Consider the following 25284-nt stretch of genomic DNA (forward strand, 5'->3'; position numbering starts at 1 on the left):
ATTCCCGCTGTTTATCTTCCCTCTGGTAAGACTTGCTTATGTTTTAGAGTACCCTGGTGGATACGCTTGGCCGAAGTAAATGATTGCAGATCGGATCCAAGTTCGTGCTGACACATACTGCTTCCTTGTCTTGGTTTTCCGGCTTGCACAGGCGCGTCTATGCCTCGAGTTGGTTCCGTTTTGACAGCCGTGCAAAGATAGAAAAGGCAATAAAAACAAATAATTGCGACGGGAGAGACGCGAAGTCTAGGTCAACTTCTGATCTGCTGATGTCGAAAAAGTTCCCATATATTGGGCGGCCATCTTCCGCGATCACTACAATTTGTCGGAACATCTATGCCGGCAGGTGTCTCGGTGGAGTTCGAGCCATCGGGTGAAAATCGTTGTTAAGACTCATTTTTCCGTGTAGATGACAGTTTAAAGAGCGAAATCGCCGAAAAAGCGATATTTAGAGGGCAGGCAGATGCGAGAACGGTCTTTTACGGCTGATACGAAGGATCAATCCTTCGACGAGATCATCCTACAGCAAGGAGAGTTGATTTCCGACCGCCTCAATATGTTGCGTCAGGAACAGTATCCTCCCGACGCTCAAAAAGGTCTACGTCAGTTTTCATTGGCCGAGGTTGCCTACTATCTCGGCGTGACGCAGTCGACCATTAAGAAGCTTCATCTCGAAGGCAAAGGTCCTGAACCTGAAACATCGTCGTCCGGGAGGCGCAGCTACTCGGCCGAGCAGATGCTGGAACTGAGAGCTTATCTCGACAAGCATGGCCGCCCCGGAAAACGCCGTTATGTCCCCTATCGGCAACCTGGCGAAGAACTGCACGTCGTGTCTGTCGTGAACTTCAAAGGGGGCTCGGGAAAGACCACTACCTCCGCTCACCTCGCGCAGCACTTGGCGTTGAAAGGGCATCGAGTTCTTGCGATCGACTTGGACCCTCAAGCGTCGTTCACAGCTTTGCACGGCATTCAGCCTGAACTCGACAACGTGCCTTCGCTCTACGAGACACTTCGGTATGATGACGAGCGCAAGCCGATCACAGAGGTGATCCGGCCAACAAATTTTCCCAACCTAGATATCGTTCCGGCAAGTCTCGAGCTTCAAGAGTACGAATACGATACCCCTGTTGCTTTGACGAGTAGCGATCCCCATGAGGGCCGTACCTTCTTCACTCGTATATCGAAGGCGCTTAGCGAGGTTGATGACCGCTATGACGTGGTTGTGATCGATTGCCCTCCTCAGCTGGGCTACCTCACACTCACTGCTCTCACGGCTTCTTCCTCGGTCATTGTGACGGTCCATCCTCAGATGCTGGACGTCATGTCGATGAGCCAATTTCTCCTGATGCTGGGCGGGATCATGAAGACGATCCGTGACGCTGGAGCGAACATGCGCCTGAAGTGGTTCCGTTACCTTGTAACGCGATTTGAACCAACGGACGGCCCCCAGAAGCAGATGGTTGGGTTCCTCCAGGCGATGTTTCCAAATCAGATGCTGTCGGCTCCTGTGCTAAAATCTACGGCGATCTCCGACGCTGGGATCACCAAACAGACGCTTTACGAAGTTGAGCGGTCTCAGTTCGTGCGGACTACTTACGACCGTGCAGTGACTTCGTTGAATGATGTGAACGACGAGATCGCCGAACTGATCCACAAGGCTTGGGGGCGTGAATGAATGAGGTTTTGACAGCCGTGCAGAGAGCCAGTTTTGACAGCCGTGCAACTGTCGAAATGCGCGCAGCGCGTAGGTTGGATTCTGACGAAAAGGAGATGGCTTGATGGCGCGCAAAGACCTCCTGAAGAGCGTCATGGCCGGCTCGCCGGAGCAGCCCAAGGATTCCGGTCGCTCTGGATACGCAATGCGCGGTGCTTCGAAATCGATGAAGGTTTCGATTGATAGCCTTGCGGAGAACTCGAAGCGTCTTCTTGAAGGCGAGACCATTGTCGAGATCGATCCGCAATTGATCGATGTGTCATTCGTCTCGGATCGGCTTAGTGATGACGATATTGCGTTCAACGAACTGAAAGCATCGATCGCGGCCGGTCGCCAGGACACACCGGTATTGCTTCGACCGCATCCAGAAGCAGATGGTCGCTACATGATCGTCTTCGGGCATCGCCGTGTGCGAGTTGCATCGGCGCTCGGCCGTAAGGTTCGCGCAGTTGTAAAGCCGATGGACGACGTGGCCCACATTCTTGCTCAAGGGCAGGAGAACACTGCGCGCGCAGATCTCTCATTTATTGAGAAGGCCCTATTTGCGAAGAGCCTTTTGGATATGGGGCAAGCAAAGGACGTGATCCAGTCCGCCCTGACCATTGACGGTACTTTGCTTTCGCGCATGCTTTCAGTGGCGCAGAACGTCCCGCGGAACGTCATCGAACAGATTGGCCCAGCCAAGCAGATCGGGCGTGATCGTTGGGAGGATTTCAAGAAGTTGGCCTCGGAGCCCAAGAATGAGAAGATCCTCAAAGGAGCTTTGGAGTTCGACGGTTTTCAGGGTCTCGATAGCGATGCACGCTTCGAGTTCCTGCACAGCAAGCTAGCAGAAGCGGGCAGGGCGCCGAAAAGCCGAAAAACGCGTGCCACGCCCAAGAAACGTACTTGGACCGCCGGCAAAGGCCGCATCAAAGGCGTCATCGGCCGATCCGGAAAGGCATTCAGCATTTCACTCACGGCGCAAGACTCGACCGAGTTCGGGGACTTTCTCTCGGGCCGGCTCGATCAGCTGTACAGTGAATTCCTCGCGACGAAAGAGGAGCAGTCAGAACAATGATCTAGGCAAAAGAAAAGCCCCCAAGCAGCGTGGCCTGAGAGCTAATCTGAAAAGTTTGGTCGCTTAGAAGATATCTCTCCCGCGAATCACTGTCAACAAGAACGCCACTTCGGCGAACGGCTTTCTTTTGCCTCCACATAACTGGAGGTGAGAAACAGGCATGGAACATACAGGTTGGCGCAAGCCGACACCGGGTCTTGGCATTGCAGAGCAACTTGCCCAAGCCGGTGAACAGGTAGCTGTACCCAAAACACGAGCCTTCGTGGCAGTGAAGCGGGTGGGGGCCTACATTGGCCTCAAGGCCGGAGACATGATGCTCCTCGACACGCTCGGAGCGTTTACCCAAGCCCAGGACTGGGAGGAGGGGCAGCGCCCGATCGTCTGGGCGTCAAACGCCTATCTGATGGAGCAGACCGGGTTCTCGCTGTCCGCGCTGAAACGCCATGCGCGACGGCTGGCCGAGATCGGCGTGATCTCCTTCCAGGACAGCCCAAACGGCAAGCGATGGGGCCGCAGGGACGCCGAGGGGCGCATCGTCGAGGCCTATGGCTTTGATTTGTCGCCGCTGTCGGCGCGAGTCGAGGAGTTCGAGGAGCTTCATACCGATTTGCAGGCCGAGCGCGAGCTCTGTCAGCGCCTGAAGCGCCAGATCACGGTTGCACGCCGTATGATCCGCGCGCGGATCGAGGCGGCCGTCAGCAGCGCGCTACGAGGGCCCTGGACTCAATTCACGGGTCTCTTCGAGGAGCTTCTGGACCGGCTTCCGCGCCGCCATGAAACCTCAGAACAGCTTGTGCGGCTGCTAACATGGTTCAAGGAGCTCCAGGAGCGTGTCGAGGCGGCCTATCTCAAGGCAACGGAGGGTGTCCAGCCTGTGGAAAACACGCCTGAAACCAAGGCACAAGTCTTCGAAAAGACTCAAAAAATGAACCCCAGGGAGGCCATTTCTGACCCTCATATACTAATTACAAACCAACTTGATCCTGTAACTCGTAATTCCTCTGAAAAAGAGGAAGCGGCGGCCGTGGTACCCAATGCTCACACCGAGGATCGGGTTGATAAGGAGCTGGAAGACTGGGTGGCCGAAGTGCGCAAGAAACGGACGGCGCTCGATCTTCCGACAATCATGCAGGCCTGTCCGGAATTCGCATCCTGGGCGCGCAATCTAGGTGGATTCCTGAAGGATTGGGGCGATCTGCATCGGGTTGCGGGGCAACTTAGGCCAATGATCGGGATCTCGGAGCATGCCTGGAACGCGGCGCAGGACAGAATGGGCACTCAAGTGGCAACGGCAGCATTTGCGCTTGTCTTCGAGAAACACAGCACAGGGGAGGTTTCCTCGCCGGGCGGATATCTGCGCGGCATGGTCGAGAAAGCCGGGGCAGGGGAGTTGCACCTCGAGCGCAGCTTCTATGGCAGGCTCAGCGGGCAGGCGGCGTGATAGGGCAGGGGGTCAGAGACCGGCGGCTTTGGTCAGGTTCACCCGGAACCGGTCGCGACGGCGCTGGTAGCGCCGGGTCATCTCGGCCGAGGCGTGTCCGAGCTGTTTCTGGACGTAGCGTTCATCAACTTCGGCTGAGCTGGCGAGGCCGGCGCGCAGCGAGTGTCCGGAGAACAGCGCTAGGCGCTCTTTCTCGGGTAGCTCGGATCGAATGCCTGCGTCCAGGACCGTGCGCTTGATCAGACGGGCGACGTGTTTGTCGTTCAGTCGCGTCTCCAGAGCCTTCTTACCATCACGGGAGGTGCCGACGAAGACCGGACCGAAGTCGATCTTTGCGAAGTGCAACCATCGCTCGAGCGCGTGGACGGGGCAGGTCTGGTCCGTTGACCCGCGGCCAATCTCAACCTCGCGCCAGCCGGTCTTGGCGTTCAGCGTCAGGACCGCTCCGTCCTCGAGGATCTCGACCCAGCCGCCGCTGTCGGGGGTGACATCTTTGCCGTGATCGAGGCTGACGATTTCGGAGCGTCTGAGACCCCCCGCGTATCCTAGGAGCAAGATGGCCCGGTCGCGCAGCCCGCGTAGATCGAAGCCCAAAGTAGCCACCATGGCGAGAATGTCTTCGGGCAGGATCGCTTCCTTCTGAACCGGGGGGCGGGCATGTTTGCGCTTGATCCCAGCCAGGACGGTGGCGATGTGGCGGTCTTTTCGATCCAAAGGGAACCCACGCTGCGCGTAGTTCCAGGCAAGTCCGGACAGGCGGCGGTCTATCGTACTGACGGAAAGAGCAGGGGAGGGGCCTGTCGGCGCGGCCAAGTCAGTCAGGTAGAGGCCGATCATTTCCGGTGATGGAGGCAGCGGGTCCGTTCCTTTCAGCCTGCACCAGCGCGCAAAATGCTTCCAGTCGGCGGCATAGGCCTTGTTGGTGTTCTCGGCGGTCGAGGCCTTGGCATAGTCGCGGGCGTTCTCAACCAAGCGATCGAGGGTGCCGGACCCGGCAACATGAGAGGGCAGGGCGATTGAGGCCCCGTCCAGAGTGACTTTCTCGTCTCGCTCGTTCCCGTTAGGCGCATCATGGGACGCCGAGCTCGAAGTCTCAGCCTCAGGCGTGTCAGATTTCTCGATTTTGGTGCTGCTATTTGTGAGACTATTCATGTCGTTCTTGTTCCATGAGTGGACACTAACGTATTGATATCATTGCGTTCATGTTCTTGTTTCATTCCCGGACTATAGTTTCATTATCGGACATAAGACACTTATTTTCCGGGTTTGGCCACGGTGGATCGATCAGACATCAACGCCGTCGACGATGCAGCATGGGAACAGGCGGTCGCGCGAGAAGCTGTGATCCGCCGCCTTGCAAGCAACGCGTCACCGAACCGTGCCGAATTCCTGAAGGCCTGCCGCGATCTTGGTCTCAAGCGCTCTCGCCTGTACGAATTGATCTCAGCGTACAAGGCGCGCCCGGTCGCCAGTTCGTTGCTGGCGGCTCAGGTTGGGACACCGACGGGCAGCCGCCGGCTGCCTGACGAGATCGAAGCGGTGATTTCGGGGGCGATCGAGGAGTTCTACAAGTCCCTCCAGAAGCCGAGCATCAACGCCCTGCAAAAGGAGGTGCGCAGGCGGTGCAGTCAGAGGGGTTTGCGTCCCCCGTGCTGGACCACGCTGCGGGACCGTGTGGCGGCGATAGATCCGGCGGAACTCATGGCGGCGCGTGAGGGCGCTAAGGCCTCTCGCCAGCGCCATCACCCGGTGTCAGGCAGCTATCAGGTCGAACGGGCCTATGAGGTGGTTCAGATCGACCACACGTTGGTGGACGTCATCGTCGTGGACCGGGTTCATCGGAAGCCTTTGCAACGGCCCTGGCTGACCCTTGCTATCGACGTCGCCAGCCGCATGGTGGCAGGGTTCTATCTGACGCTGGAGCCGCCATCAGCCTTGTCGGTTGCACTGGCCATTCAGCACTTGGTGCAGCCCAAATTCGACTGGCTGGAGAGCTTGGGGATCGACGCAGACTGGCCCGCCGAGGGATTGCCGGAGACCATTCACGTCGACAATGCCAAGGAGTTCCGCTCAAAAGCGATGAAGCGGGGCGCCGAGGAGCACGGGATTTCGTTGCAGTATCGGCCGATCGGGGCGCCACATTACGGCGGTCACATCGAGCGGCTGATCGGCACGATGATGGGGGCGGTCCACCTGCTGCCGGGATCGACCTTCAGCAGCATCAAGGACCGCGGCGACTATGATTCCGTGGGCAAGTCGGCGATGACGCTCGACGAGCTGGAGCACTGGTTGGCGCTGGAAATCACCCGTTATCATGCCGAACGGCACCGCTCGCTCGGCATTCCGCCAGTCGCGGCCTGGAACGAGGCCTATGGGCGGCGCGAGGCACCATTGCGCCAGCCTTACGATCCCGAAGGGTTCCGGATCGACTTCCTGCCGAGCACGGAACGCATGGTACGCCGCGATGGCATCCATCTCTTCGGCCTGCGGTATTGGGACGATGTCCTGAGCCTCTGGGCGGGTCGGCAGGACCGGCAATTGCGCGTGTCCTACGATCCTCGCGACCTCTCCACGGTCTTTGTCCGGAGCCCTGAGGGTCAGCGCTATGCTGTGCGGTTTGCGGACCTGCGCCATCCGTCGATCACCCTTGCGGAGCATCGTCGTGCGCAGGCGATTTTGCGCGAGCGTGGGCGCGCGCTCGAGGACGAAGACCTCATATTCGCGGTGATCGAGGAACAGCGCGCCCTTGTTGATGCGGCCAGCTTAAGGACACGGGAAGCCAGGCGGTTTTCCGAGCGACGGGACCGAGCGCTTGATGGGGTAGGGGCCTACGAGGCTGAGGATTCCGACCCGGTGCCCCAGGAAAGCGAGAACGTGCTCAGGGACCACCCGGGCTTCGAGGTTGAGGAATGGTCGTGACCGAAGGCCGCGAAATTGCTCATCTCGATCCGGCCTACCGCCGGTTCGCGGCGCTGCCGGATGATGAGCGCATCGCCTGGATCCGGGCCGACCGCTGGATCGGTTTCGATCAGTCAGGGGCTGCTCTGGCACGTCTGGAGAACCTGCTGACCTATCCACCGCGTGACCGGATGCCATGCCTGCTGATCTACGGTGACACCGGCATGGGTAAGACCAAGATCGTCCGCAAGTTTGAACGCAACCACCCGCCGAAGTTCAACCAGATCACCGGCGTTGACCACCGCCCGGTGGTTGTTGCGCAGGTGCCATCCGAACCCATCGAACGCGATCTTTACCGCGAACTTCTGGCCAGCATGGGCGTACCGGCGATGACAGGTGGCACGCTCGCCCGCGAGAAGGATATCTGCCGGTCGCTGCTGCGGACCGTGGGGGCGAAGATGATCATTCTCGACGAGGTGAACGGGATGCTTGCCGGTACCTTCCGGCAGCAACGCATCTTTCTCAATGCGATCCGATTTCTGGCCAATGACCTTCGGATTCCACTGGTTTGTGCCGGAACGGACCTGGCTCGGCAGGCACTGTTGACCGATGCACAACTGGCCGAGCGCTTTGAGGCGTTCTATCTCAAGCCCTGGCAGAACGATGCCGCCTTCGCCGGGCTCCTGAAAAGTTTCGAACGCATCCTGCCCTTGCGTGAGGCATCCGATCTGATCAGCGGGGAGGCCAGAGAACGGATTCACAAGCTGACCTCCGGTGTGACGGCGCGCATCTTCCGCCTGATAGAGACGGCGGCGGAAGATGCGGTCCAGTCGGGTAAGGAGCGCCTCGACGCGGATAGTTTTGACGACAATCTGGTGCTGCCGCTGGTCTCGATGACCCAGACCGCTCGGCGGCGGGGGAAGCCCGTGCAGCAACGGGTCGTCGCATGATGGTGCCGGCCAGACTGCCCGTCGCGCCGCGTCCGTTCCGCGACGAACTGCTTTCGTCCTGGGTGGCGCGGGTTGCCGCGCGCTACGGGGCGGAGCCCCTTGAGCTGATGGTATACCTGGCGGGGCAGGGGGGTAGGGACGCAGGCGCGCGGCAGGTTGACGATGTGGCGCCGGATTTGGGGCTGCTCAGGCTTTGGGCGAAGGCCTGCAGGATCGATCCGGAACGGCTTCTTCGCAGGTCACTGGCTTCCCGATATCCTGCTCGGCCTCTGGACTGGTCTCTGACCGAGACAGTGCCGGTCTGTCTTGCCTGTTTCGATGCGGATGTCGCTGCCGGTCGCGATGCCTATCTGCGGGGGCATTGGCGATTGGCGGAGCAGGTGGTTTGCCAGTCGCACCGAACGATGCTCCTGGACCGCTGCCATGCCTGTCTCGGCCGCCTGAAGCTTTCCCTTCACATGCTGAATGGCATGCTGCGCCCCTTCTGTCGCAAGTGCCATGCCGTTCTGAGCGGCGGGGGAGGGGAGACAGAGGACCCTTGGAAGGCTGATTTCGCTGCGGGAGTTCTTGAGCTCCAACGCCAGATCAGCGAAATCGTCAGAGGGGACGCAGGCCGTCTCGATCGACTCGAATATGCAATTCGCACTATTTGGGCGCCGCTCGATCGCGACGGGGCGGCCCGACCCGTCCTCGCACTCTGGTACGATGAACCGGGTTGGAATTGTCCCTACGAGGCCCGTGCGGCCGTCGGTCGGCCTGCGCCTCTTCAGCACCTATCAGTGCGCTGGCGGGCTCTGACGCTGGTGATGTTGCATGATCTCTTTGGAGCAGATCTGGTGCCCGGCGCGGTCCTGCCGGAGGCTGCCCTCGTCCTGTTCCGGCGTGCCGCCCCATTGCCGTGGCTCACGGATGGGCGAAACCTACGGGGCGGCAAAGGAAAGCGTGGTATTGGCGCTGGGGCGGAACGAGTCCACAGGTTGAGCAAGAGGCCTGTCCACCGGTTAGATGGAAATTTCCTCGACGTGAGAGGCGATTTCGGCCGAATCCACCCATGAAACTGTCGGTCTGCCGGAGTTTCTGAGACTGCGGTCCATTTGTTTTCAATGACTTACCTGTGTCGCATTTCTGAGACTGATTCAGGGTATATGATACTGGACGCCGATTTGAGTCACCATTGGTGAGACTATCCGGCATCCATGCACTGAATAAGTTATGTCCGATAAATTTCCAGCTGACAAGGATTGGGAAGAGGCCGAGCGCCGCGCGCAAGTGATCGCGGAGCTGCCGGTCCGGCTCACTCAGGGCAATGTCGACTGGGCCATGCGCCAGTTGAATGTCAGCCGATCCACGCTCTTTCGTCTGGTGAAGCAGTTTCGCGAAGACGGGCGGACCAGTGCACTGCTACGGGATACCCGGGGGCCCAAACCGGGCATGCAGCCCTTGGACCCGGCGGTGGAAGCGATCGTGTCCCACCATTTCAGGGTTTTCTATGCCACCCGCCGCAAGCCCACCAGGACGCGGTTCTGGCGGGAGATCGCTGCCGATTGTCAGGCGCAAGGGTTGGCTCCACCCTCGATCCGGCGTTTGGGCCGCTGGCTGGAGGGGCACGATCAGGCAAAGCTGATGGCCCGGCGTGAAGGCAAGGACAAGGCCGAGCGACGCCATCTGGCCACGCCGGGAGGCCTTACTGCAGACAGCCCTCTCGATATCGTCCAGATCGACCATACTAAGGCCGATGTGACAGTGGTCGACCCGGTGACGCGTCGCCCGCTCGGTCGTCCGACGCTGACCGTGGCAATCGATGTGAACACCCGCATGGTTTTGGGGTTTCATCTGTCGCTGGAGCCGCCATCGCTTCTGGCTGTTGCGCTGTGCCTGACCCATGCGGTGATGGACAAGTCGCATTGGCTCACTGCACGAGGTATCAGCACGGATTGGGCTGCGCAGGGTATCCCGAACGCGATTTACGTGGATAATGGCGCGGAGTTCCACGCGCGGGCCTTCGAGCGGGCCTGTTCCGAATATCAGATCGACCTGCGGCACAGACCACCGGGAACGCCGCGCTATGGCGGCCATATCGAGCGCCTTATCGGCACGATGATGGGCGCGATTCACCTGCTGCCGGGCTCGCATTTCTCTAACATTTTCGAGCGAGGCGATCTCGACGCCGAGGCCGAGGCGGTGATGACTCTCGGAGAGCTGGAAACCTGGCTCACTCTCGAGATCACCGGCTCCTACCATCCCCGGGTCCACAGCGCGCTGGAAAAGTCGCCGTCAGCAGCTTGGGGGGCGCAGGCGGATGAGACCAAGCCCCGCATGCCGGTCGATCTACGGCAGTTCCTGGTCGATTTTCTGCCCTCCGAGCAGCGGGTTTTGCAGCGCGACGGTCTGCATCTCTTCCACATCCGCTACTGGGCGGACGAGCTGCGCTGGCTGATGGGCCGGGAAAGCCGCAAGTTCACGCTCAAATACGACCCGCGTGATCTTTCGCGCATCTTCGTGCTGACAGAGAACGGGATCATCGAGGCCCGACCGGCGGATCTGACCCGGCCTGCGATCACGCTCTGGGAACACCGCGCGGCGCGACGCGCTTTGCGCGAGGCCGGGCGCCGGTCGGTAGATGAGGAACTGATTTTCAGGACGATCGAGGCGCAGCGCGAACTCGTCGACAGCGCCGAGCGGCAGACGAAGGCGATACGGCGCCACCAGGCGCGGCGGGCGCATCTGGCCCCTCTGCCGATGATCGATGTGACACCGGATGCCGCCGCGCGAGATGCCCTGCCTGCGCCGGAAGGGGAGGGGAGCCCGTTCCTCAGCCATCCCGGCTTCAAGGTCGAGGAGTGGTACGACGATGACTGAGTTCCCGCATCTCTATCCAGGAGCCGGCAAGATCGCGGCGCTCAGCGCCGAGGAGCGCATTCACCGGATTCGCGCCGACCGCTGGATCTCCTATCCCAGGGCCGAGGCTGCCTTGGAGAAGCTGGAAACGCTGATGTCGTTTCCCGAGCGCGCCCGCATGCCGAACCTGCTCATTGTTGGTGACAGCGGCATGGGCAAGACGATGATCATCGAGAAGTTCACCCGCGATCACGCATCGAGCTTCGACGAGACCAGCGGACGGCTACATATGCCGGTTGTCGCCGTGCAGATGGTGTCTGGGCCTGATGAATCGCGCTTCTACCGCCGGATCCTGGCGGCGATCGGTGCCCCGGAGCCGCCGCGGGCGACACTGTCTGTGCTGGAAAGCCTGGCCTTGCGTCTGCTCGCCGAATTGCGTCCGGGGATGCTGGTCATCGACGAGATTCACAGCCTGCAGGCGGGGACGATCCGCGAACAGGCACGATTCCTGAACATGCTGCGCTTTCTGGGCAACGAGCTGCGCATCCCGCTGGTCTGTGTTGGTACAGCGCAGGCTCGCAACGCGCTGCGCACTGATGATCAGCTGGTGCGCCGTTTCGAGGCCTTCGCGTTGCCGCCTTGGCGCGAGGGCGAGGATCTGAACGGACTGATGAGCACGCTCACGCGCACGCTGCCGCTTCGGCGCCAAAGCCAGATCGACGAGAAGGCACTCACGCGGATGATCAAGGTGACTGGCGGCATCACCTCGGGCATCTTTTCGATCTTGTCGCAGCTGGCGATCGCCGCCATCGAAAGTGGCGAGGAACGCATCCTCTCGCGCGATATTCTGGGCGGCGACCGGTTGCAGGCGGTCCTGGGAGAGCCGGTGTGACGGGGTGCGGGCGCCTGCCGGTCGTATACGCCCCAGAGGCCGACGAACGGCTGTCTTCCTGGGCCGCGCGCATGGCCCCGTTCTATGCCATGACGGTTTCGGAGTTCGTCGCCGCGCTTGGCCTGAAGGGGCACGACGTGTTCGACCTGGAATGGCGTCTTTCGGAAGGGCAGGGGGCTCTGATCGCGGCTCGGACCGGCCTTTCGCCCGAAGCGATGCAGGCCATGACTTTCCGGGAGTTGGGGTCTGCGGCGCGCTTGATGATCGCGCGGAAGAACCGGTCTCCGTGCCCGCACTGTCCCGAAGACCTGCATCGCAAAGCCGCCGCGCTACCGTGGCGATTTCGCTGCAAGGTGCATGGTGTGGAGTTTCGGGACGCCACCGGCGAGACCCTGTCCGACCGGTTCGGTGCGGATTGCTTCAAGAAACTTGAAGGGCATGCCGAGGCCGGTGCCGCGCATCTCGATGCCTGGGCGCGCGGCGCGGGGCAGGAGACCTTGGCGGCGCCAGAGGTGCTTACGGTTCTGACCGCACGGCATCGCCGCGCCTCGCCACCGAACGTCGACGAGCAGCCACGAATGTCTCTGAAAGACCGCCGGGACTATCATGATTTTTTGACCACGCCGATCCTCCGACAGGCGCTGACGGTCGTTGTCCCCGAATACGATCAGGTGGCGCCAGTGCTTGCCAAGCCGGTGCGACCGGGTCTCCACGCCCTGGCGCAGGGCTCGCTCTTGCAGTGTTTCGCGCTGACGGTCGGCGTCGGGCGGATCATTGAGGATCCGGTCAAATGGGCGATCTCAGTCATGCTCGAGAGCGATGCGGAGGGGCATGGACGGGTCCGGCAGGCGATTAGCCCATGGCCTCTCTCGTTGAGGCGCAGCATCTCGGCCCGGTTCTGGCGCGCTGAGCGCGACGAGAGAGCACGCCAGACTGCCGAAAAAGCCGCGAGACAGCGCCAGTCTCACAAATACCGACTCATCCAGTCTCATAAATACCGGTACAGAATCTCATGAACCCCGACTCGCTTTTCAGGGAAGTGCTTGAATCTCATGAATTCCGGCTATCCGACAATTTTCGCGGGATTTGCTCATAATCCAGAGCCTAGCGCAGAAAAGTACGATAATGCAAACTTATTGGACGTAATTGCGCGCGACATAGCGGGGCGGTTTGCGCATCATATTGTGGACGAAAGCGCCGCGAGAGACTAGTGTTGTGGCATGACATATCAGCCCGCCACCATCTCTGACGACCTGAACACCCTACCGCAGCTGCCGGGCTGGGTCACCTCCAGGCGTGCCGAAACCCTTGAAACTGTGGCCTTTCGGTCGGGGGCGGCGCTGACGGTGCTCGATCAGCTGATCAGTGATCCCAGGCATGGTGTGCCCGTGAAACTGCTCGCCAACCGGCTGGCACTGAGTGCGGCGACGGTCACCTCGAAACTGGAAGGGCGGCTGGCGAGGGAGGCGGACATCCGCGATGCCTATCACCTAGCACCGCCAGGCGAGGCGCGGGGCCCGGATGGCGATCTGCTGGCCTTCTGGCGCGAGGCCGTGCGGCTTCGGGTGAGCGGGACTGGTGAGATCGTCGACCTAGTTGGTCTGGACTTCGCGGGCGAGGTGGGTGCATGGCTTGACGTGGGATTGGAACGCGCACGGACCCATGGTCCGTTGTCGGGTTGCGTCGCAACTCTGCGCGCCGTGCTCGAGGTCGACGACCGGGCTGAACGGACCGCCTGCCTTCTGTCGGATTTGGTACTGGCGCGGGCGCTAAACCGGAGAACCCTGCTGCCGGTGTTAGCGCAGCGGATGACAAAGGCGGCGCTGCGAGACCTAGTTGCAGAAGGGCAGGGGGCCGATCTGGCAGTCGAGGTGCGAATCCTCGAGGCTATCGAAGAGTCGATCCGGTTGGCGCGGGACCTTGCCCGTCGTGCGTACACGCTTCGCACCGTTGCGCCGAAGCTGCGGGCGAAAGGGTCAGATGCAGCGGTTGACCTGTTCCTGACCGAGGATGCCGTGGCCCCGGCGTCGGTGCTGTCTCCAAGAATTCGCGGGACCTCGATTCCGATGACCGATCGCGCCGCGCGGCGGTTTTGCGACCGGCTGGTCGAGCTGGGCGTGGCCCGGGAATTGACCGGACGGCCGAGTTTCCGACTCTACGGGATCGCATCATGACGACAGCGACCAGGAAACGGAAACCGGCGGATGAGGGCGGCGCTGCCTTTGACCGGGAGCTGGACGACTTGCCGCCGGAGTTGCGCTGGCGCGAATGGATGGGGCGGATCGAGGCGGTTCTGTTCGCAAGTGCGTCGCCGGTCGGGCGCGAGGATCTGGCGCGCGTGGTGGGGCAGGGGGCCTCGGTCGAGTTGTTGATCGAGGATATTCAGGCCGAGTTGGGAGGCCGCCCCTATGAACTCACGCAGGTAGCCGGTGGCTGGATGTTCCGGACGCGACCGCAGTTCGCCGAGGCGATCAAGGCGGCGGCCGATCTCGGCGAGCAGTCGCTGGCCTTCACCGAGATGGAAATGGGGGTGCTCTGCGCCATCGCCTATCACCAGCCGATCGACCGGGCGGGCCTGGCGGATATCTTCGGCAAGGAGGTGAGCCGCGATCTGCTGGCCCGGCTGCGCTACAAGGATCTGATTACGAGCGGACCCAGGTCGCCGCGTCCCGGAGCGCCGCATACCTTCGTGACGACCGAAACGTTTCTGGTGACGTTCGACCTGCAGAGTTTACGGGACCTGCCGGAGCTCGAACTAGGAGGTGAAAGTAGTTGAAAACCCCCCGTCGACTCTACAAGTATCGGGCGTTTTCGGACAGAACGCTCAGCGGCTTGGTCGAAGACCAACTCTATTTCGCTGACCCCAGTACCTTCAACGATCCTTTGGACACGAAGCCAAGCATCGAGATCGATTTGGCTGAAGATCAGTTGGAAACCATGCTGATCAAACTGATCGAGCATCGCGTGCACGGCGAGTTGAGTGCGGCAGCTTCGACGATACGATACAGGGGGCCGAAGACACGTGATCACATCTTAAAGCTTAGCCGGCGTCAGGCGGAGCAGATCATTTCTAATATCCGGTACAACGCGACAGATCCCGATCTGCGATTGGAGAACCCGGTTGCCTTCCTTCTCGGTCAAGCCATCCAGCAAGAACTGCTCCGTCGATACGATGGTGGCATCGTGTCCCTTGCCGAACGCAATAATTGTCCATTGATGTGGAGCCACTACGGCGATCAGCACCGAGGCCTCGCCATAGGGTACTCGCTGCCCGAACAAGCCGCCAACAAGGTCTTCAAGATCAAGTACGGTGGCAGCAGTATGGTCGCGGCCAGTATGGTTCTCGCGATGTTAGATGGTGATCGCGGCGCCCGCCAGGTCGTCGACGACGCTGTGCTTCTGAAGAAAGCTCAGGACTGGCGCTACGAGAAAGAATGGCGGCTTATCGGTCGACGTGGTGCACAGGACTCTCCGATCGAATTGGAGGAGGTTGTCTTCGGGATGAGGTGCCCGCTGGCAGTCAAATATGCTGTCGTTAGGGCGTTGGAAGATCGGCCCACGACGGTGAAATTTTACGAGATCCGCCGAAAACCTGACACCTTCCTACTGAACCGATATGCGCTCGATGTCGATGAGATGTTGGCTACCCTGCCCAGGCGATCCCTATCCTTATACGAGGCATTTGAAAGCCTCGATCGAGACAGCTCGAGCTAGGCGGAGGTTTATGCGAGGACGTGATAAGACGTCAACGCCAGCCTGCCGCTTTAGCACGCTTAAACGCGCCAGATATGTTCAACCGCATACGCATTAACTCCTTACTCACACCATACTGCGCTGCCGCCATTTCAATCGAAAGGCGTTGTCTCGCAATCGCGTGGGCGGAGGGACCTGGAACCAACAGGGTTGGTCCCAGCCAATGCGCCTCCTCTTCATCTCGGGCATTGAACATGCGTACACCAGTTTCATCACTCAAAGGCAGCGGGACGTGATGAAGGAGTCCGTGTGCCAGTTCGTGAGCAAGATCCGCCGTTTGACGTGGCTTCTCGTGGCCATCGTTCAAGATCACAAGCCGTGCAGTACCCTTGTGAATGGTGACTGCAGAAAATCCCTTTGCGCCTGTGCATTGCCGAAGGCGTGCGACGTCGAGTGGGTGCTCTTTCTGGAATGACGAAAGATCAACAACGATGTGCTCAAGGTGTTTTGCGAGGCTCCATGGGCACAGTTTTCCGGTTTCAGGGATGCCGAGTTCGCGTCGAACATCCTGAGCGTACCATTCCGCATCGGTCTTGAAGCCCCGCCTTAGTGCCATCAGTGCGTCCTCAGGCCCTCATATGCGGATTGAATGATGCGCTCGAGAGCGTCTGCCTGTTCTTTTCCTAAGTTTGGGTCTGCGCGGAACAACATCAGTGCTTTGGTCAACGACGAGGGCTCGCCATTCTGACTGCTGTCGTGCGCGCGCATGAAATCGTCGGCGCTCAGTTTCGCCCATGAGCACAGAGATGCTAGGCTGTCTACATCCGGTCTCTTCCCTTGCGAGATCCGCGTGAGCGATGAAGCGCTCACCCCCGACTGTTCTGCAACCTTTCTCCAGGTGAGCTTCCGTTCCTCCCGTACCGCGTCCAACGCGGCGTAGAAGCCGTTCCCGTCGAATTGCACACTAGGCATGGTGTTCGACTCTTGCAATTTTCATTTTGGCCCCGTATGTGTTGTTTCAGGATTTCATTATAGCAACGCTGTTGCGAATCCGTAAAGCACAGACACTGCGGCAAATGGGGCGGTTCAATATGAGGAAGAGCATCGAGGACGACCTGAAGGCCATCGGCTTGGGCCTCGACGCTGGCATCCTGCCGACCGTGTTCAATCGGGGGGTCATTCGGCCCGACAGCTCCTCGGTTGTCTTGAAACCTTCGGGCCAGGAGATAGCTGATGCACGGCACCAATCGACACGATCCGCAACCCGACCGTGGGAACGGACCGCCGGAGGGCAAGGGACGACCGGACAATCCCGGGCGCCCGATTCCGGAGCACCGTTCGTCCAGCCAGGACTACGGTCTCGCTATGCGGAAGGCATAGGGGAATGCCGGGACGCGTACCCGGGTCTGCTCGCGTTTCCTCAAGAAAGGCAGATGTGGCTCTTCGCTGAGAGCGATCTGATCGAAGGCCTAGGTAGAAGAGCCGCATTTGCCATTCAACTTCCCTATACCACCAGAAGGCCGGTTCAAGCCTGGGGCTTTTGGACCACTGCTGTCAGTAAAACATGGATCGGGCCGAGGCATACGAATTTTCCCGATGGCTCGATTTGCGCATTCGAGCCGCGAGACAAGACATGGCTTCCCGGCGGTTCGGTGACCGGACTGCTCGACCTATATAGCCTCTGGGCCGTGCGGCATCTCTACCTCGAGAAATACGGAAAATGGCCCGGTCGGCAATCTGTGCCGATTGCAGCTGAGAGACTGCTCGAACTCGGTGACGATGAGTTTTGCGGATGCGAACATCCATTCGGGAAATACGCCCAGTGCTGTCGGTCATCTGACCAGAAGAACACCTCCGGTTCTGAGCTACTGGATTTTGCAATGAAGACCCGCAGGCCTCCAGCGGAGGTTCTTCAGTTTGTTTGGAACCCAACCAGCCCTCCGCCTCGGAGGGACCCAATAACACGCCAGACTTGAGAAGGAGAATTCAGATGGCAGGCAAAGGCAACGGCGGGAGCTATCGCGGCGCGAAATCGGGGCGGTACGTGACAAAGGCTTATGGGAAGTCACATCCGCGCACGACGGTAAAAGAAGCGCCTGGCAAGAGTGGTTCTACCGGTGGCAGCTATCGGAGCGCAATTTCCGGGCGCTTCGTGACGGCAAAGCATGGCAAGGCGAACCCGGGTACGACCGTTCGAGAAAAGTGAGTTTGCCTCTCGCCCAGAGAACGTGTTAGTCAGGCTTTGTTTTAGCGTACGGAAATTCGCCGTACACTTGACATGTACGACGATATGCCGTACATAGCTGCGTGTGAGTGGCATCTTGCCGCTTGACGTCGTTTCGGATCAAGGAGGCAACCATGTTGGCGTTTGAGGATAGCACTGTCGCTGTCGACGAGCCCAAGAGCGCTCGGCTGGAAGCGCGTACACAGCCTTCGGTGAAGGATGCGATCAGTCGCGCAGCAACCTTGAGCGGTGTTGAGGTAAGCTCCTTTGTTGTGAGCGCTGCATACAAGGCCGCGCAGACGACGATTGAAGCTCATAAGTTGACGGCGTTGGAGAGCGAGGCGGATCGTGCTGCGTTCTTTGGCGCGCTCGAAAATCCTCCGAAGCCGAATAATCGGCTGAAGCAGGCTTTTGCATTGCGCGAGACGCTGATCGCGAATGCCGACTGACGCCGCCGTAGACGCCAAGTTCACAATCGAGCCGTTCGATGCCAAGAGCCAGGATCGAACGGCTTTTTCCTGTGGTGTCCCCCAGATCGACAATTACCTGAAGTTGACGGCCAAGAAGGGGTCCAAGGCTGATGTCGTCCGGATCTGGGTCGTGCTAGACGATGACCGTAGAACCCTTGGGTTCTACGGGATCAACATGCATGCGGTTGTTGCGGAAGACATGCCTGATGAGCTGGCCAGGAAGGCGCCAAGGCATGGCATGCTGCCAGCTGCATTCATTTCCATGATCGGCGTCGATCAAACGATGCAGGTAAAGGGCTTGGGCAGCGCATTGCTTGCCGATGCGCTCAACCGGATTGGGCGCGTCTCAGACGAAATTGGAACCTGTGCCGTCCTTCTCGATGTGTTCGACTGCGGAAACCCCGAAATCGTGGCGCGCCGAAAAGCATACTACGAGGCGTTCGGTTTTACCCCGTTGCCAGATCAGCCGTTGCGCCTGTTCATGCCGATCCAGACAGTGCGGGCGCTGTCCGGTTGATCGCTCATTGGGCGCCGAAAGTCATGTGCATGACGCGAATGCAAAAAATCTGAACTCAAAGGAAAGTGACTAAGACATTCTGACCCTATGGTTTGCGACAGTGAACAGTCTAGCATGTTCTGAATTTGTTCCGCATAATAAACTAACAAAACCAAAACAACACGATTCGAGCAGATGGACAGCAAGGTTCTATCATCAATTAGACATGCAGAGGTTGGACGCCTGCAAACACTGCTCGCCGAGCACCGCCAGCCGGTTCTGTTGCTAGGAGCAGGGGCTTCCGTTACATCCGGTGTGCCAGCGGCCGGTGAAACAGTGAACCGCGCAGCGAAGTGGGCATACTGTAAGTCGCATGGTCGGTCTCCGATGGACCCAGGCGTCGTTGATTCTGATTGGATACCTTGGCTTGAACAGCAGTCTTGGTTCAAACGGGGGGTTGGTCTCCCCGACCAATACCCTGTTGCGATCGACAACCTTTTGGGAATTGGACAGGATCGAAGAGAGTTCTTCGAGCAACTTATCAGCCGTGGTGTGAAGCCCGGACAGGGGTATCGGGCGCTAGCACGGATTTTAGACAACGGTTGGGTTGCAACGGTTCTAACGACAAACTTTGATCATTGCATTGATCGAGCGGCCGTTCTTGAAGCAGTGCCGCCCTTCTTGGTCAAGATCCGCACTGCGTCGGATTGGGTCCAGTTCAAAACGTCGCCAGCAAACCCGCAGTTAATCCACATCCATGGATCGGTTGAGCACTACTCCGACAAGAATTTGGCCGAAGATGTATTGAAGTTGGACCAAGAGACCGTCGAGCATATCAAGCCTCTTTTGCGTGATCACCCATTGATTGTAGTTGGGTATCGCGGAATGGAGCCATCGGTCATGAAAGACCTTCTTGAAAACCAAATTGACTATGCAAATGGGTTCAAAAACGGGGTCTTCTGGTGCGATATGAAGCGCAGCATAGGCGAATCCCTCTCGCCTCTGGTACAATCTTTTGCGGACAAGATTGGTTCAAACTTCAATCGGGTTCCAATTGATGGCTTCGATCAACTATTGAAGACGGACCTGCTGGAGCAACTCGTTGCTCGGCAGACTCCCTTGAAACAACTTGGGCCGGTCAGCGCCCCGAGTTCTCTTCCTTTGGACATGCGCCCTTTTCAATCCGGGCGGTTCGAAGATCTGGATGAACAGGTTCTTTTCCAGCGGTTGAAGCAGTACGCCGACAAGCACTACGAACCTTATCCTGAGCGCTTTAACTCTGATTGGGTCAAAGAACGCGCGGTTGTTAAGAAGCTCCTGCATCAAACTGAAGGTGATCCGGAAAGTTCGGCGCCTACGCTCGCTGCTTGGGTCATGTTCGCTCGAACTCCTAACAAGCGCCTCGCCCAGGCAATGGTCAAATTAACCATTGTAGGTCCGGAATCATGGCTGCGCGGAGCCTTCGGCGATGACGCTGATCTCATCGACACCGGCGAGGCTGACGTTTTTTTGGTTGAGCGAGAAATTGGTGGTACTCTTTGGAACCAGCTAAACACACTTGAGGAGACGATCGCTCTCCTCAATTCGCCGTTTCTCTTGAAAGATGGAAAATCCCGCCAAGTAACTCCCTATCATCCGTTGGCTATCCATGAAATGATTGTGAATGCACTAGTGCATCGGGATTATGCGGTTGAAGCGCCAATAGAAATCAGGATTTCACCGACTGAGATTGAAACGGTAAGTCCAGGGGGTCTCATAGATGAAGTCGCGCTACGGACCGGCGCAGAGTCGATTGAGAGCCTTGTACGCGGAGGTTCGCGGGGTGTTTTGAAGGGCTATCGAAACCCAGTCATTTCGAGTTTCTTTTACGGTAGCAACGAAATGGAAAGGCGCGGCTCAGGCCTAGCCGACATGCTTCAATACACAATCGACAATAATGGTGATGTGCATTTCTATCCGATGGAGCAGAATTCTGCGTTTAAGGTACTGATTTTTGCCCGACCAGAAGCAGTAGATGAAATTACTCGCACGGCGGTAGCAGATCAGTCTGAAACAGTACGGTTCACGACAAATCTTTTGGAATTTGTTGGTTTGCCGGAAAAGATTTGGCACGCCGGTACATCCGCGCGATCAGCATCAGGGCTTCGGAAAAGCGCCGGAGATCTTCCAGTTCCTCCAGGATATGTCCAAGATGGGCGCTTCTTTAGTTTTTACGATCTGGAGCGGATCACAAGTGACTATGTAACGCCATTTGACGATGGAGACATCGAAGAACTGACAATCCCAGAGCTCTTTGAGCAGGGAAATGGTTTGAACATCATGCGTAGGCTACTGCATGAGCTGTTGAACGAACACCTAAGGGCAATCGGCCTGGTTGTTGACGAGGATCGTCGCAGGGCGCACTTCCCCAAAACCGACGAGCCTGAAAGAAAAATCACTTATCAGGGACGCGTGAAGCGCGCTACGAGAACCATTGTGAAGGCTCGTACAAGGCGAGATTCTGACGATCTTCTCTACTACGAACATAAGGCCTTCACATACTCCTTGATGGCCTTTGGGATTGACTGGGGTCTCTTTATCAACCCGGGTTACGTCTTCACTCGCGACGGCAATCGCCGGTACTTAGGAAGAGATAGAATAAATATTCTTTCGACAAAAAGGGCTGCCCGAGACTTTAATCCAAGTGTGATGCACGATGTGACTTTCTGGATGGCATGTTTGTCCGAGGAGGCTGAAGGTGTGTTTGCCTTGAAACCTGATACGAGGAACACGCTTTCGGATTATGCGCCAACAGTACTACTCAACAGTGCGTTCCCCGGAATTGCTTATAAGTCGACAGCATTTGGTGATGGTCGAACCCTTGAGGACGAACTGGAACGGAGGGTTTTGGAGGCTGATCAAGAGTTGGAAGATCTTGCAGCGATTGACGACGTTGATGCAGCACAAGATGTTCCCGATGATGATAGTGGGGACGATGGCCAATGACGCTAGAGCTGTCAGTCAAAGAGTTGGCGCCCCCAAACCTTCAATTTGGTGGTGCTCTTTCGGTTTCGGATCCCAAGGTAGGACTGGCACAGGCGGGGCCATTCGACCTCCATTTTGGGTCGGCTTCAAGGAAGCAGAAGATTGGCGTCGGAATAATTGGCCCGCAATGGATGATCGATCTCACTAGGGCTTGGTTAGAGCGCTGCATGAACCCGATCCCAGTTTTGGAAGGCGAAACACAACTGAGACGGATGTTTCCTGGTTTCGAAGAGACGTTCCACAGCGCACTGGTGACTAAAGACAGTTGGACTGTTCGGCTAGACGAGGGCGGGGTAGGCGACAAACTCGGCACTGCGCTCGCAATCAGTGATCCATTCCGCCGCTTCGAGCAGGTGCTGGACGCTTACGCTGATGCATTGGATAGCCTTGCCGCTCGCGACTCCAATCGACCTGACTTGGTCATAATGGCGATGCCAGACGAGGTTCTAAAGAAGTCCCACTCTGTAGAGCGAAGCGCGACAACCGAGGAAAAGAAAGCTGCAGCTATAATTCGAAAGTCTCGGGCCAATGGTCAACTTGATTTGTTTGATCTATTTGAAGAAGTCGAGCAGACGGATGAGGACTTTCTGAAGAGAGACTTGCGCCATGCACTTAAAGCGCGTGCGCTCAGAGCCAAGCTTCCGATACAAATGGTCACCCGGAACCTTCTTGAGGACACGCCTCGTGGTCAAGATGCTGCAACCAGAGCATGGAACTTTTCAGTTGGTGTCTACTACAAAGCGGGTGGAGTTCCATGGCGATTGCCCCAAACGGGGCCTGAGACGTGCTTTGTTGGAATATCTTTCCATCACCTGAGAACAACCAAGCGCCACATTGTTCAATCCAGTTTGGCGCAGGCTTTTTCGAGCGAGGGAGAAGGATTTGCAATCCGGGGTGATGGCGTACCAGCCACACCCGATCAGAGCCGCAATGTTCACCTTTCCGAAGAGCAAGCATACGATCTCTCAAAAGATATCGTGGCGGAATATGCAACGCGTGCGGGTGGTCCACCGGTACGAGTGGTAATGCACAAGACCACATATTTCGATGCCGCCGAACTTGCGGGTATTAAGGCGGCACTAACTGACATCCCCATTGTTGATCTCGTGACGCTGGTTCCGAGCAGTTTGCGTCTGTTGAGGCTGGGGGTCTATCCTCCGAATGTCGGAACACTTTGCACTATCAATTCTGGTACCTCCTTCTTATTCACGTCAGGCTTCATGCCCGAGTTGGGTACGTATCCTGGCCCTCATGTTCCGCAGCCGTTTGAAATCCGAATGCAGTCAGGTGGTAGTAAGACTGAGGCTGCTCAAGACGTATTGAATCTCACTCGCATGAATTGGAATACGGCTGATATTCGTGGGAAGTGGCCCGTGACTTTGTCGTTCGCGCGTCGAGTCGGCGGCATCCTTGACGAGTTCGGAGACGCTGAGCCGGGCGAGACCTCATTTCGCTACTTCGTCTGAGAGCCCGACGGATACTTGCTTTCCTTAGTCTCAATGCTCGTGGACTACTCCGAGCACGGTAACGAAAATGGCTCCTCCTATTGACCTGAACGTCTTTGCAGGCCGCCTGTTGGCCAGCCTTTTTGAGGGTTCGAAAAGTGCTGCAGCGTTGCGGGGCCGATTCTGGTGCGGACAGCGGGACTCAAACCCGCACGCTCGATTGTGCAGGAGATTTTAAGTCTCCGGTGTCTACCATTCCACCATGTCCGCGTGGTGCCTCGGGCAGGATTCGAACCTGCGACCTAACCGTTATGAGCGGTCAGCTCTAACCGCTGAGCTACCGAGGCACGTGGGGATCACTGAATGAGCGAATTCGGTGTCTTGCTCAAGGGTCTTAGCGTCAGCTTGGCGAGATTTCTGGGCTTCCGCTGGACGGATGCCGAAAGGCACTTCGTGTCAGTGATATGAAAAAAGTAAAAGCAAGCTTTGGGTTTTGCCGGATCCAGAGTCACGGGGTGGGGGTCTGGCAGGGTTCTGGACGGACCCTGCCGTCCCCACCAAGGGTGTTTCCCCAACGGTACCTCCGGGTCTGCACACTTACCAGACATCGGAGATCATCATGGCCAAATCCAGCAAGCCAAAGTTCGACGCCGCGGCATCGATCACCAACGAACTCATTAAGATCATCGACCGGGGCGTGCTGCCCTGGCGCAAGCCCTGGACCGTCGGCGGCAGTTCCGTGCCGCTCCGTCAGAACGGCGAACCCTATCAGGGCGTCAACAACTTCCTGCTGACCATGCGCACCATGATGGCCGGATACGCCTCGCCTTACTGGATGACGTTGAGGCAGGCGAACGAGCTCGATGCGAAAGTCATCAAGGGCTCGAAATCGTCGGTGGTCGTCTACTACGGAACGGCCGAGCGCGAACAGGTCGAAAGCGCCCACGGCGGGGAGGCGGAAACCGAAGACCCCAAAACCATCCCCTTCATGAAATCCTACCGCGTCTTCAACGCCGATCAGATCGAGGGGTTGGACCCTCGCTTCCATCCCGCTGCGGCCGAACCGGAAGTTCATCCCGAACGCGCACCGATCCCGCATATGCAGAGCTTCTTCGAGGCAATCGGTGCCAATGTCAGCTTCTCTGGTCGGGAAGCATGTTATGTCCCGAACCTCGACAAGATTTACATGCCCCCGATCGAGCTCTTCGAGAACCCGCGGAATTTCTACGCCGTCTGGGGTCATGAGCTGGGTCACTGGACGAAACCCCGGCATCGGTTGAACCGAAGCTATGGCGACGCTCGGTTCGGGAACACGGCATATGCCCGCGAAGAGATTGTGGCCGAGCTCTGTACGGTGTTTTTGGGTCAGAAGCTGGGGTTTTCGGCGCATACGCTGGAGCTGAATGCGGCCTATCTCAGCAACTGGGTCCGGGTGCTCCGCTCAGACAAGCGGGCGATCTTCAAACATGCGGCGGACGCGCAGCGCGCCTGCGACTATCTCGTCGCCGTGTCGGAGGCGGGGCAGGGGGAACAGGCCGCATGACGTCCGAGGCTGTCCGGGCTGGTAGGGCGTGTGAAAGGAAAAGCTGGCTTTGGGTCTGGTGGTTTCAACACATCCCGAAAGGACAGCCCCATGAGCCATGCCGAACCCGCAGAGTATCCCCGACCGAACGCCACCGTCATCGCCGCCCATAACGATGCCTTCCGCAGGTTTGCCTGTCTGGGCATCGCCCCGGATCAGGCGATCCAGGGCCGCCTCGTCGTGACCCAGTCCCTGATCGAGGCCGGCGATGGTTTCGTGACGGAAGCCGTGAAGGCCACCGGTGCGTTCGATACATTCGACCCCGACAATGACCCTGACGGCTGGCACGATTTCGGGGCGGTGACGATCCGCGGCGAGACTGTGTTCTGGAAAATTGACCTCTACGAGGCCGGTTCCGACTTCCGCTACGGCGCCGAGGCTCCCGACAATCCAGAAACCACCATGCGCGTTCTTACCATCATGATGGCGCGCGACTGGTAGGGCAGGCCGCACCCCAACCTTACATCACCGACAGGCCCGCTGACCCTCCGAAAGGGAAAGTGGGCCTCTTGTCCTGTTGGTTCCCGGATCCGGGGATCGGTCGCACGGAAACTCGC

22 protein-coding genes and 2 tRNA genes are annotated in these 25284 nt (G+C 58.5%); 19 read left to right on the forward strand and 5 right to left on the reverse strand.

Annotated elements, in window-relative coordinates; translation table 11 throughout:
- Positions 1-463: 463 nt before the first annotated feature.
- The 3 genes from repA (at position 464) to repC (ending at position 4215) form a co-directional block, all read left to right on the forward strand.
- Entirely contained in the window at positions 464-1675 is a 1212-nt protein-coding gene (repA, locus tag JQ863_RS12345; RefSeq protein ID WP_142494387.1) for a plasmid partitioning protein RepA, read from the forward strand.
- Between the two features lie 103 nt (positions 1676-1778).
- Positions 1779-2774 carry a plasmid partitioning protein RepB gene (gene repB / locus JQ863_RS12350; RefSeq protein WP_043755191.1) on the forward strand — a complete coding sequence of 332 codons (996 nt, stop codon included), beginning with the start codon at positions 1779-1781 and terminating at the stop codon, positions 2772-2774.
- A 160-nt stretch (positions 2775-2934) separates the two neighbouring features.
- On the forward strand, positions 2935-4215 hold the full coding sequence (gene repC / locus JQ863_RS12355) for a plasmid replication protein RepC (protein WP_204114535.1): 1281 nt from the start codon (positions 2935-2937) through the stop codon (positions 4213-4215).
- Between the two features lie 12 nt (positions 4216-4227).
- On the opposite strand, the gene JQ863_RS12360 is transcribed toward repC, so the two are convergent.
- Positions 4228-5367 (reverse strand): tyrosine-type recombinase/integrase, encoded by a 1140-nt coding sequence (locus JQ863_RS12360; RefSeq protein WP_185959054.1) that lies wholly within the window; start codon positions 5365-5367, stop codon positions 4228-4230.
- A gap of 123 nt (positions 5368-5490) precedes the next feature.
- On the opposite strand from JQ863_RS12360, the gene JQ863_RS12365 reads away from it, so the two are divergent.
- From JQ863_RS12365 to JQ863_RS12405, 9 genes are all read left to right on the forward strand, one after another.
- Positions 5491-7134, forward strand: a complete 1644-nt coding sequence (locus JQ863_RS12365; RefSeq protein ID WP_204114536.1) for a Mu transposase C-terminal domain-containing protein — start codon at positions 5491-5493, stop codon at positions 7132-7134.
- Positions 7125-8063 (forward strand): TniB family NTP-binding protein, encoded by a 939-nt coding sequence (locus JQ863_RS12370; protein ID WP_204114537.1) that lies wholly within the window; start codon positions 7125-7127, stop codon positions 8061-8063. Before JQ863_RS12365 ends, JQ863_RS12370 begins: the two co-directional genes overlap by 10 nt.
- The gene (locus JQ863_RS12375; protein ID WP_204115151.1) at positions 8063-9118 is read left to right on the forward strand and encodes a TniQ family protein; all 1056 of its coding nucleotides are present in this window, start codon (positions 8063-8065) and stop codon (positions 9116-9118) included. The genes JQ863_RS12370 and JQ863_RS12375 overlap by 1 nt, the downstream gene beginning before the upstream one ends.
- Positions 9119-9275: 157 nt before the next feature.
- Positions 9276-10922 carry a Mu transposase C-terminal domain-containing protein gene (locus tag JQ863_RS12380; protein WP_204114538.1) on the forward strand — a complete coding sequence of 549 codons (1647 nt, stop codon included), beginning with the start codon at positions 9276-9278 and terminating at the stop codon, positions 10920-10922.
- Positions 10915-11793, forward strand: a complete 879-nt coding sequence (locus JQ863_RS12385; protein ID WP_204114539.1) for a TniB family NTP-binding protein — start codon at positions 10915-10917, stop codon at positions 11791-11793. Before JQ863_RS12380 ends, JQ863_RS12385 begins: the two co-directional genes overlap by 8 nt.
- Positions 11794-11864: 71 nt before the next feature.
- Entirely contained in the window at positions 11865-12809 is a 945-nt protein-coding gene (locus JQ863_RS12390) for a TniQ family protein (protein ID WP_239113280.1), read from the forward strand.
- 204 nt (positions 12810-13013) lie between these two features.
- The gene (locus JQ863_RS12395; RefSeq protein WP_204114541.1) at positions 13014-13967 is read left to right on the forward strand and encodes a DUF1403 family protein; all 954 of its coding nucleotides are present in this window, start codon (positions 13014-13016) and stop codon (positions 13965-13967) included.
- Positions 13964-14569 (forward strand): SMC-Scp complex subunit ScpB, encoded by a 606-nt coding sequence (gene scpB / locus JQ863_RS12400; protein ID WP_204114542.1) that lies wholly within the window; start codon positions 13964-13966, stop codon positions 14567-14569. The genes JQ863_RS12395 and scpB overlap by 4 nt, the downstream gene beginning before the upstream one ends.
- Positions 14566-15507, forward strand: coding sequence for a DUF2971 domain-containing protein (locus JQ863_RS12405; RefSeq protein WP_204114543.1), 942 nt, complete (start codon positions 14566-14568; stop codon positions 15505-15507). The genes scpB and JQ863_RS12405 overlap by 4 nt, the downstream gene beginning before the upstream one ends.
- A gap of 31 nt (positions 15508-15538) precedes the next feature.
- Here JQ863_RS12405 and JQ863_RS12410 read toward each other — a convergent pair whose 3' ends face one another.
- Together JQ863_RS12410 and JQ863_RS19630 are read right to left on the reverse strand one after the other, a co-directional pair.
- On the reverse strand, positions 15539-16102 hold the full coding sequence (locus JQ863_RS12410) for an ImmA/IrrE family metallo-endopeptidase (protein WP_204114544.1): 564 nt from the start codon (positions 16100-16102) through the stop codon (positions 15539-15541).
- A complete protein-coding gene (locus tag JQ863_RS19630) occupies positions 16102-16458 on the reverse strand; it encodes a helix-turn-helix domain-containing protein (RefSeq protein WP_133357971.1) in 357 nt (118 codons plus the stop codon). Before JQ863_RS19630 ends, JQ863_RS12410 begins: the two co-directional genes overlap by 1 nt.
- 1018 nt (positions 16459-17476) lie before the next feature.
- Here JQ863_RS19630 and JQ863_RS12420 point away from each other — a divergent pair.
- The 5 genes from JQ863_RS12420 (at position 17477) to JQ863_RS12440 (ending at position 23166) form a co-directional block, all read left to right on the forward strand.
- A complete protein-coding gene (locus tag JQ863_RS12420) occupies positions 17477-17692 on the forward strand; it encodes a hypothetical protein (RefSeq protein WP_142494279.1) in 216 nt (71 codons plus the stop codon).
- 152 nt (positions 17693-17844) lie between these two features.
- Positions 17845-18159 (forward strand): type II toxin-antitoxin system TacA family antitoxin, encoded by a 315-nt coding sequence (locus JQ863_RS12425; RefSeq protein ID WP_142494278.1) that lies wholly within the window; start codon positions 17845-17847, stop codon positions 18157-18159.
- Positions 18149-18697 carry a GNAT family protein gene (locus JQ863_RS12430; RefSeq protein ID WP_142494277.1) on the forward strand — a complete coding sequence of 183 codons (549 nt, stop codon included), beginning with the start codon at positions 18149-18151 and terminating at the stop codon, positions 18695-18697. Before JQ863_RS12425 ends, JQ863_RS12430 begins: the two co-directional genes overlap by 11 nt.
- 174 nt (positions 18698-18871) lie before the next feature.
- Positions 18872-21661 (forward strand): SIR2 family protein, encoded by a 2790-nt coding sequence (locus tag JQ863_RS12435; protein ID WP_204114545.1) that lies wholly within the window; start codon positions 18872-18874, stop codon positions 21659-21661.
- The gene (locus JQ863_RS12440; RefSeq protein WP_204114546.1) at positions 21658-23166 is read left to right on the forward strand and encodes an argonaute/piwi family protein; all 1509 of its coding nucleotides are present in this window, start codon (positions 21658-21660) and stop codon (positions 23164-23166) included. The genes JQ863_RS12435 and JQ863_RS12440 overlap by 4 nt, the downstream gene beginning before the upstream one ends.
- A 163-nt stretch (positions 23167-23329) precedes the next feature.
- Here the strand turns inward: JQ863_RS12440 and JQ863_RS12445 are convergent.
- Together JQ863_RS12445 and JQ863_RS12450 are read right to left on the reverse strand one after the other, a co-directional pair.
- A tRNA-Leu gene (locus JQ863_RS12445) sits at positions 23330-23415 on the reverse strand.
- 1 nt (position 23416) lies between these two features.
- Positions 23417-23492: transfer RNA gene (locus tag JQ863_RS12450), tRNA-Ile, on the reverse strand.
- 272 nt (positions 23493-23764) lie between these two features.
- On the opposite strand from JQ863_RS12450, the gene JQ863_RS12455 reads away from it, so the two are divergent.
- Both JQ863_RS12455 and JQ863_RS12460 read left to right on the forward strand, forming a co-directional pair.
- Positions 23765-24688, forward strand: coding sequence for an ArdC family protein (locus tag JQ863_RS12455; protein WP_204114547.1), 924 nt, complete (start codon positions 23765-23767; stop codon positions 24686-24688).
- 90 nt (positions 24689-24778) lie between these two features.
- Complete coding sequence (locus JQ863_RS12460; RefSeq protein WP_204114548.1) at positions 24779-25168, forward strand: DUF3768 domain-containing protein; 390 nt, start codon at positions 24779-24781, stop codon at positions 25166-25168.
- The last annotated feature ends 116 nt before the right edge of the window (positions 25169-25284 follow it).

It is taken from the genome of Shimia biformata (assembly GCF_016888515.1).
In the GTDB taxonomy this organism is placed as follows: Bacteria; Pseudomonadota; Alphaproteobacteria; order Rhodobacterales; family Rhodobacteraceae; genus Shimia_A; species Shimia_A biformata.

Excerpts from the sequence above, each read along its gene's own strand:
- JQ863_RS12430 (WP_142494277.1), top strand. The coding sequence starts at position 18,149 with ATGCCGACTGACGCCGCCGTAGACGCCAAGTTCACAATCGAGCCGTTC.
- JQ863_RS12455 (WP_204114547.1), top strand. The coding sequence starts at position 23,765 with ATGGCCAAATCCAGCAAGCCAAAGTTCGACGCCGCGGCATCGATCACC.
- JQ863_RS12370 (WP_204114537.1), top strand. The coding sequence starts at position 7,125 with ATGGTCGTGACCGAAGGCCGCGAAATTGCTCATCTCGATCCGGCCTAC.
- JQ863_RS12380 (WP_204114538.1), top strand. The coding sequence starts at position 9,276 with ATGTCCGATAAATTTCCAGCTGACAAGGATTGGGAAGAGGCCGAGCGC.
- repC (WP_204114535.1), top strand. The coding sequence starts at position 2,935 with ATGGAACATACAGGTTGGCGCAAGCCGACACCGGGTCTTGGCATTGCA.
- repB (WP_043755191.1), top strand. The coding sequence starts at position 1,779 with ATGGCGCGCAAAGACCTCCTGAAGAGCGTCATGGCCGGCTCGCCGGAG.
- repA (WP_142494387.1), top strand. The coding sequence starts at position 464 with ATGCGAGAACGGTCTTTTACGGCTGATACGAAGGATCAATCCTTCGAC.
- JQ863_RS12395 (WP_204114541.1), top strand. The coding sequence starts at position 13,014 with ATGACATATCAGCCCGCCACCATCTCTGACGACCTGAACACCCTACCG.
- JQ863_RS12385 (WP_204114539.1), top strand. The coding sequence starts at position 10,915 with ATGACTGAGTTCCCGCATCTCTATCCAGGAGCCGGCAAGATCGCGGCG.
- JQ863_RS12420 (WP_142494279.1), top strand. The coding sequence starts at position 17,477 with ATGGCAGGCAAAGGCAACGGCGGGAGCTATCGCGGCGCGAAATCGGGG.
- JQ863_RS19630 (WP_133357971.1), bottom strand. The coding sequence starts at position 16,458 with ATGCCTAGTGTGCAATTCGACGGGAACGGCTTCTACGCCGCGTTGGAC.
- JQ863_RS12435 (WP_204114545.1), top strand. The coding sequence starts at position 18,872 with ATGGACAGCAAGGTTCTATCATCAATTAGACATGCAGAGGTTGGACGC.
- JQ863_RS12425 (WP_142494278.1), top strand. The coding sequence starts at position 17,845 with ATGTTGGCGTTTGAGGATAGCACTGTCGCTGTCGACGAGCCCAAGAGC.
- scpB (WP_204114542.1), top strand. The coding sequence starts at position 13,964 with ATGACGACAGCGACCAGGAAACGGAAACCGGCGGATGAGGGCGGCGCT.
- JQ863_RS12360 (WP_185959054.1), bottom strand. The coding sequence starts at position 5,367 with ATGAATAGTCTCACAAATAGCAGCACCAAAATCGAGAAATCTGACACG.
- JQ863_RS12460 (WP_204114548.1), top strand. The coding sequence starts at position 24,779 with ATGAGCCATGCCGAACCCGCAGAGTATCCCCGACCGAACGCCACCGTC.
- JQ863_RS12375 (WP_204115151.1), top strand. The coding sequence starts at position 8,063 with ATGGTGCCGGCCAGACTGCCCGTCGCGCCGCGTCCGTTCCGCGACGAA.
- JQ863_RS12410 (WP_204114544.1), bottom strand. The coding sequence starts at position 16,102 with ATGGCACTAAGGCGGGGCTTCAAGACCGATGCGGAATGGTACGCTCAG.
- JQ863_RS12440 (WP_204114546.1), top strand. The coding sequence starts at position 21,658 with ATGACGCTAGAGCTGTCAGTCAAAGAGTTGGCGCCCCCAAACCTTCAA.
- JQ863_RS12390 (WP_239113280.1), top strand. The coding sequence starts at position 11,865 with ATGGCCCCGTTCTATGCCATGACGGTTTCGGAGTTCGTCGCCGCGCTT.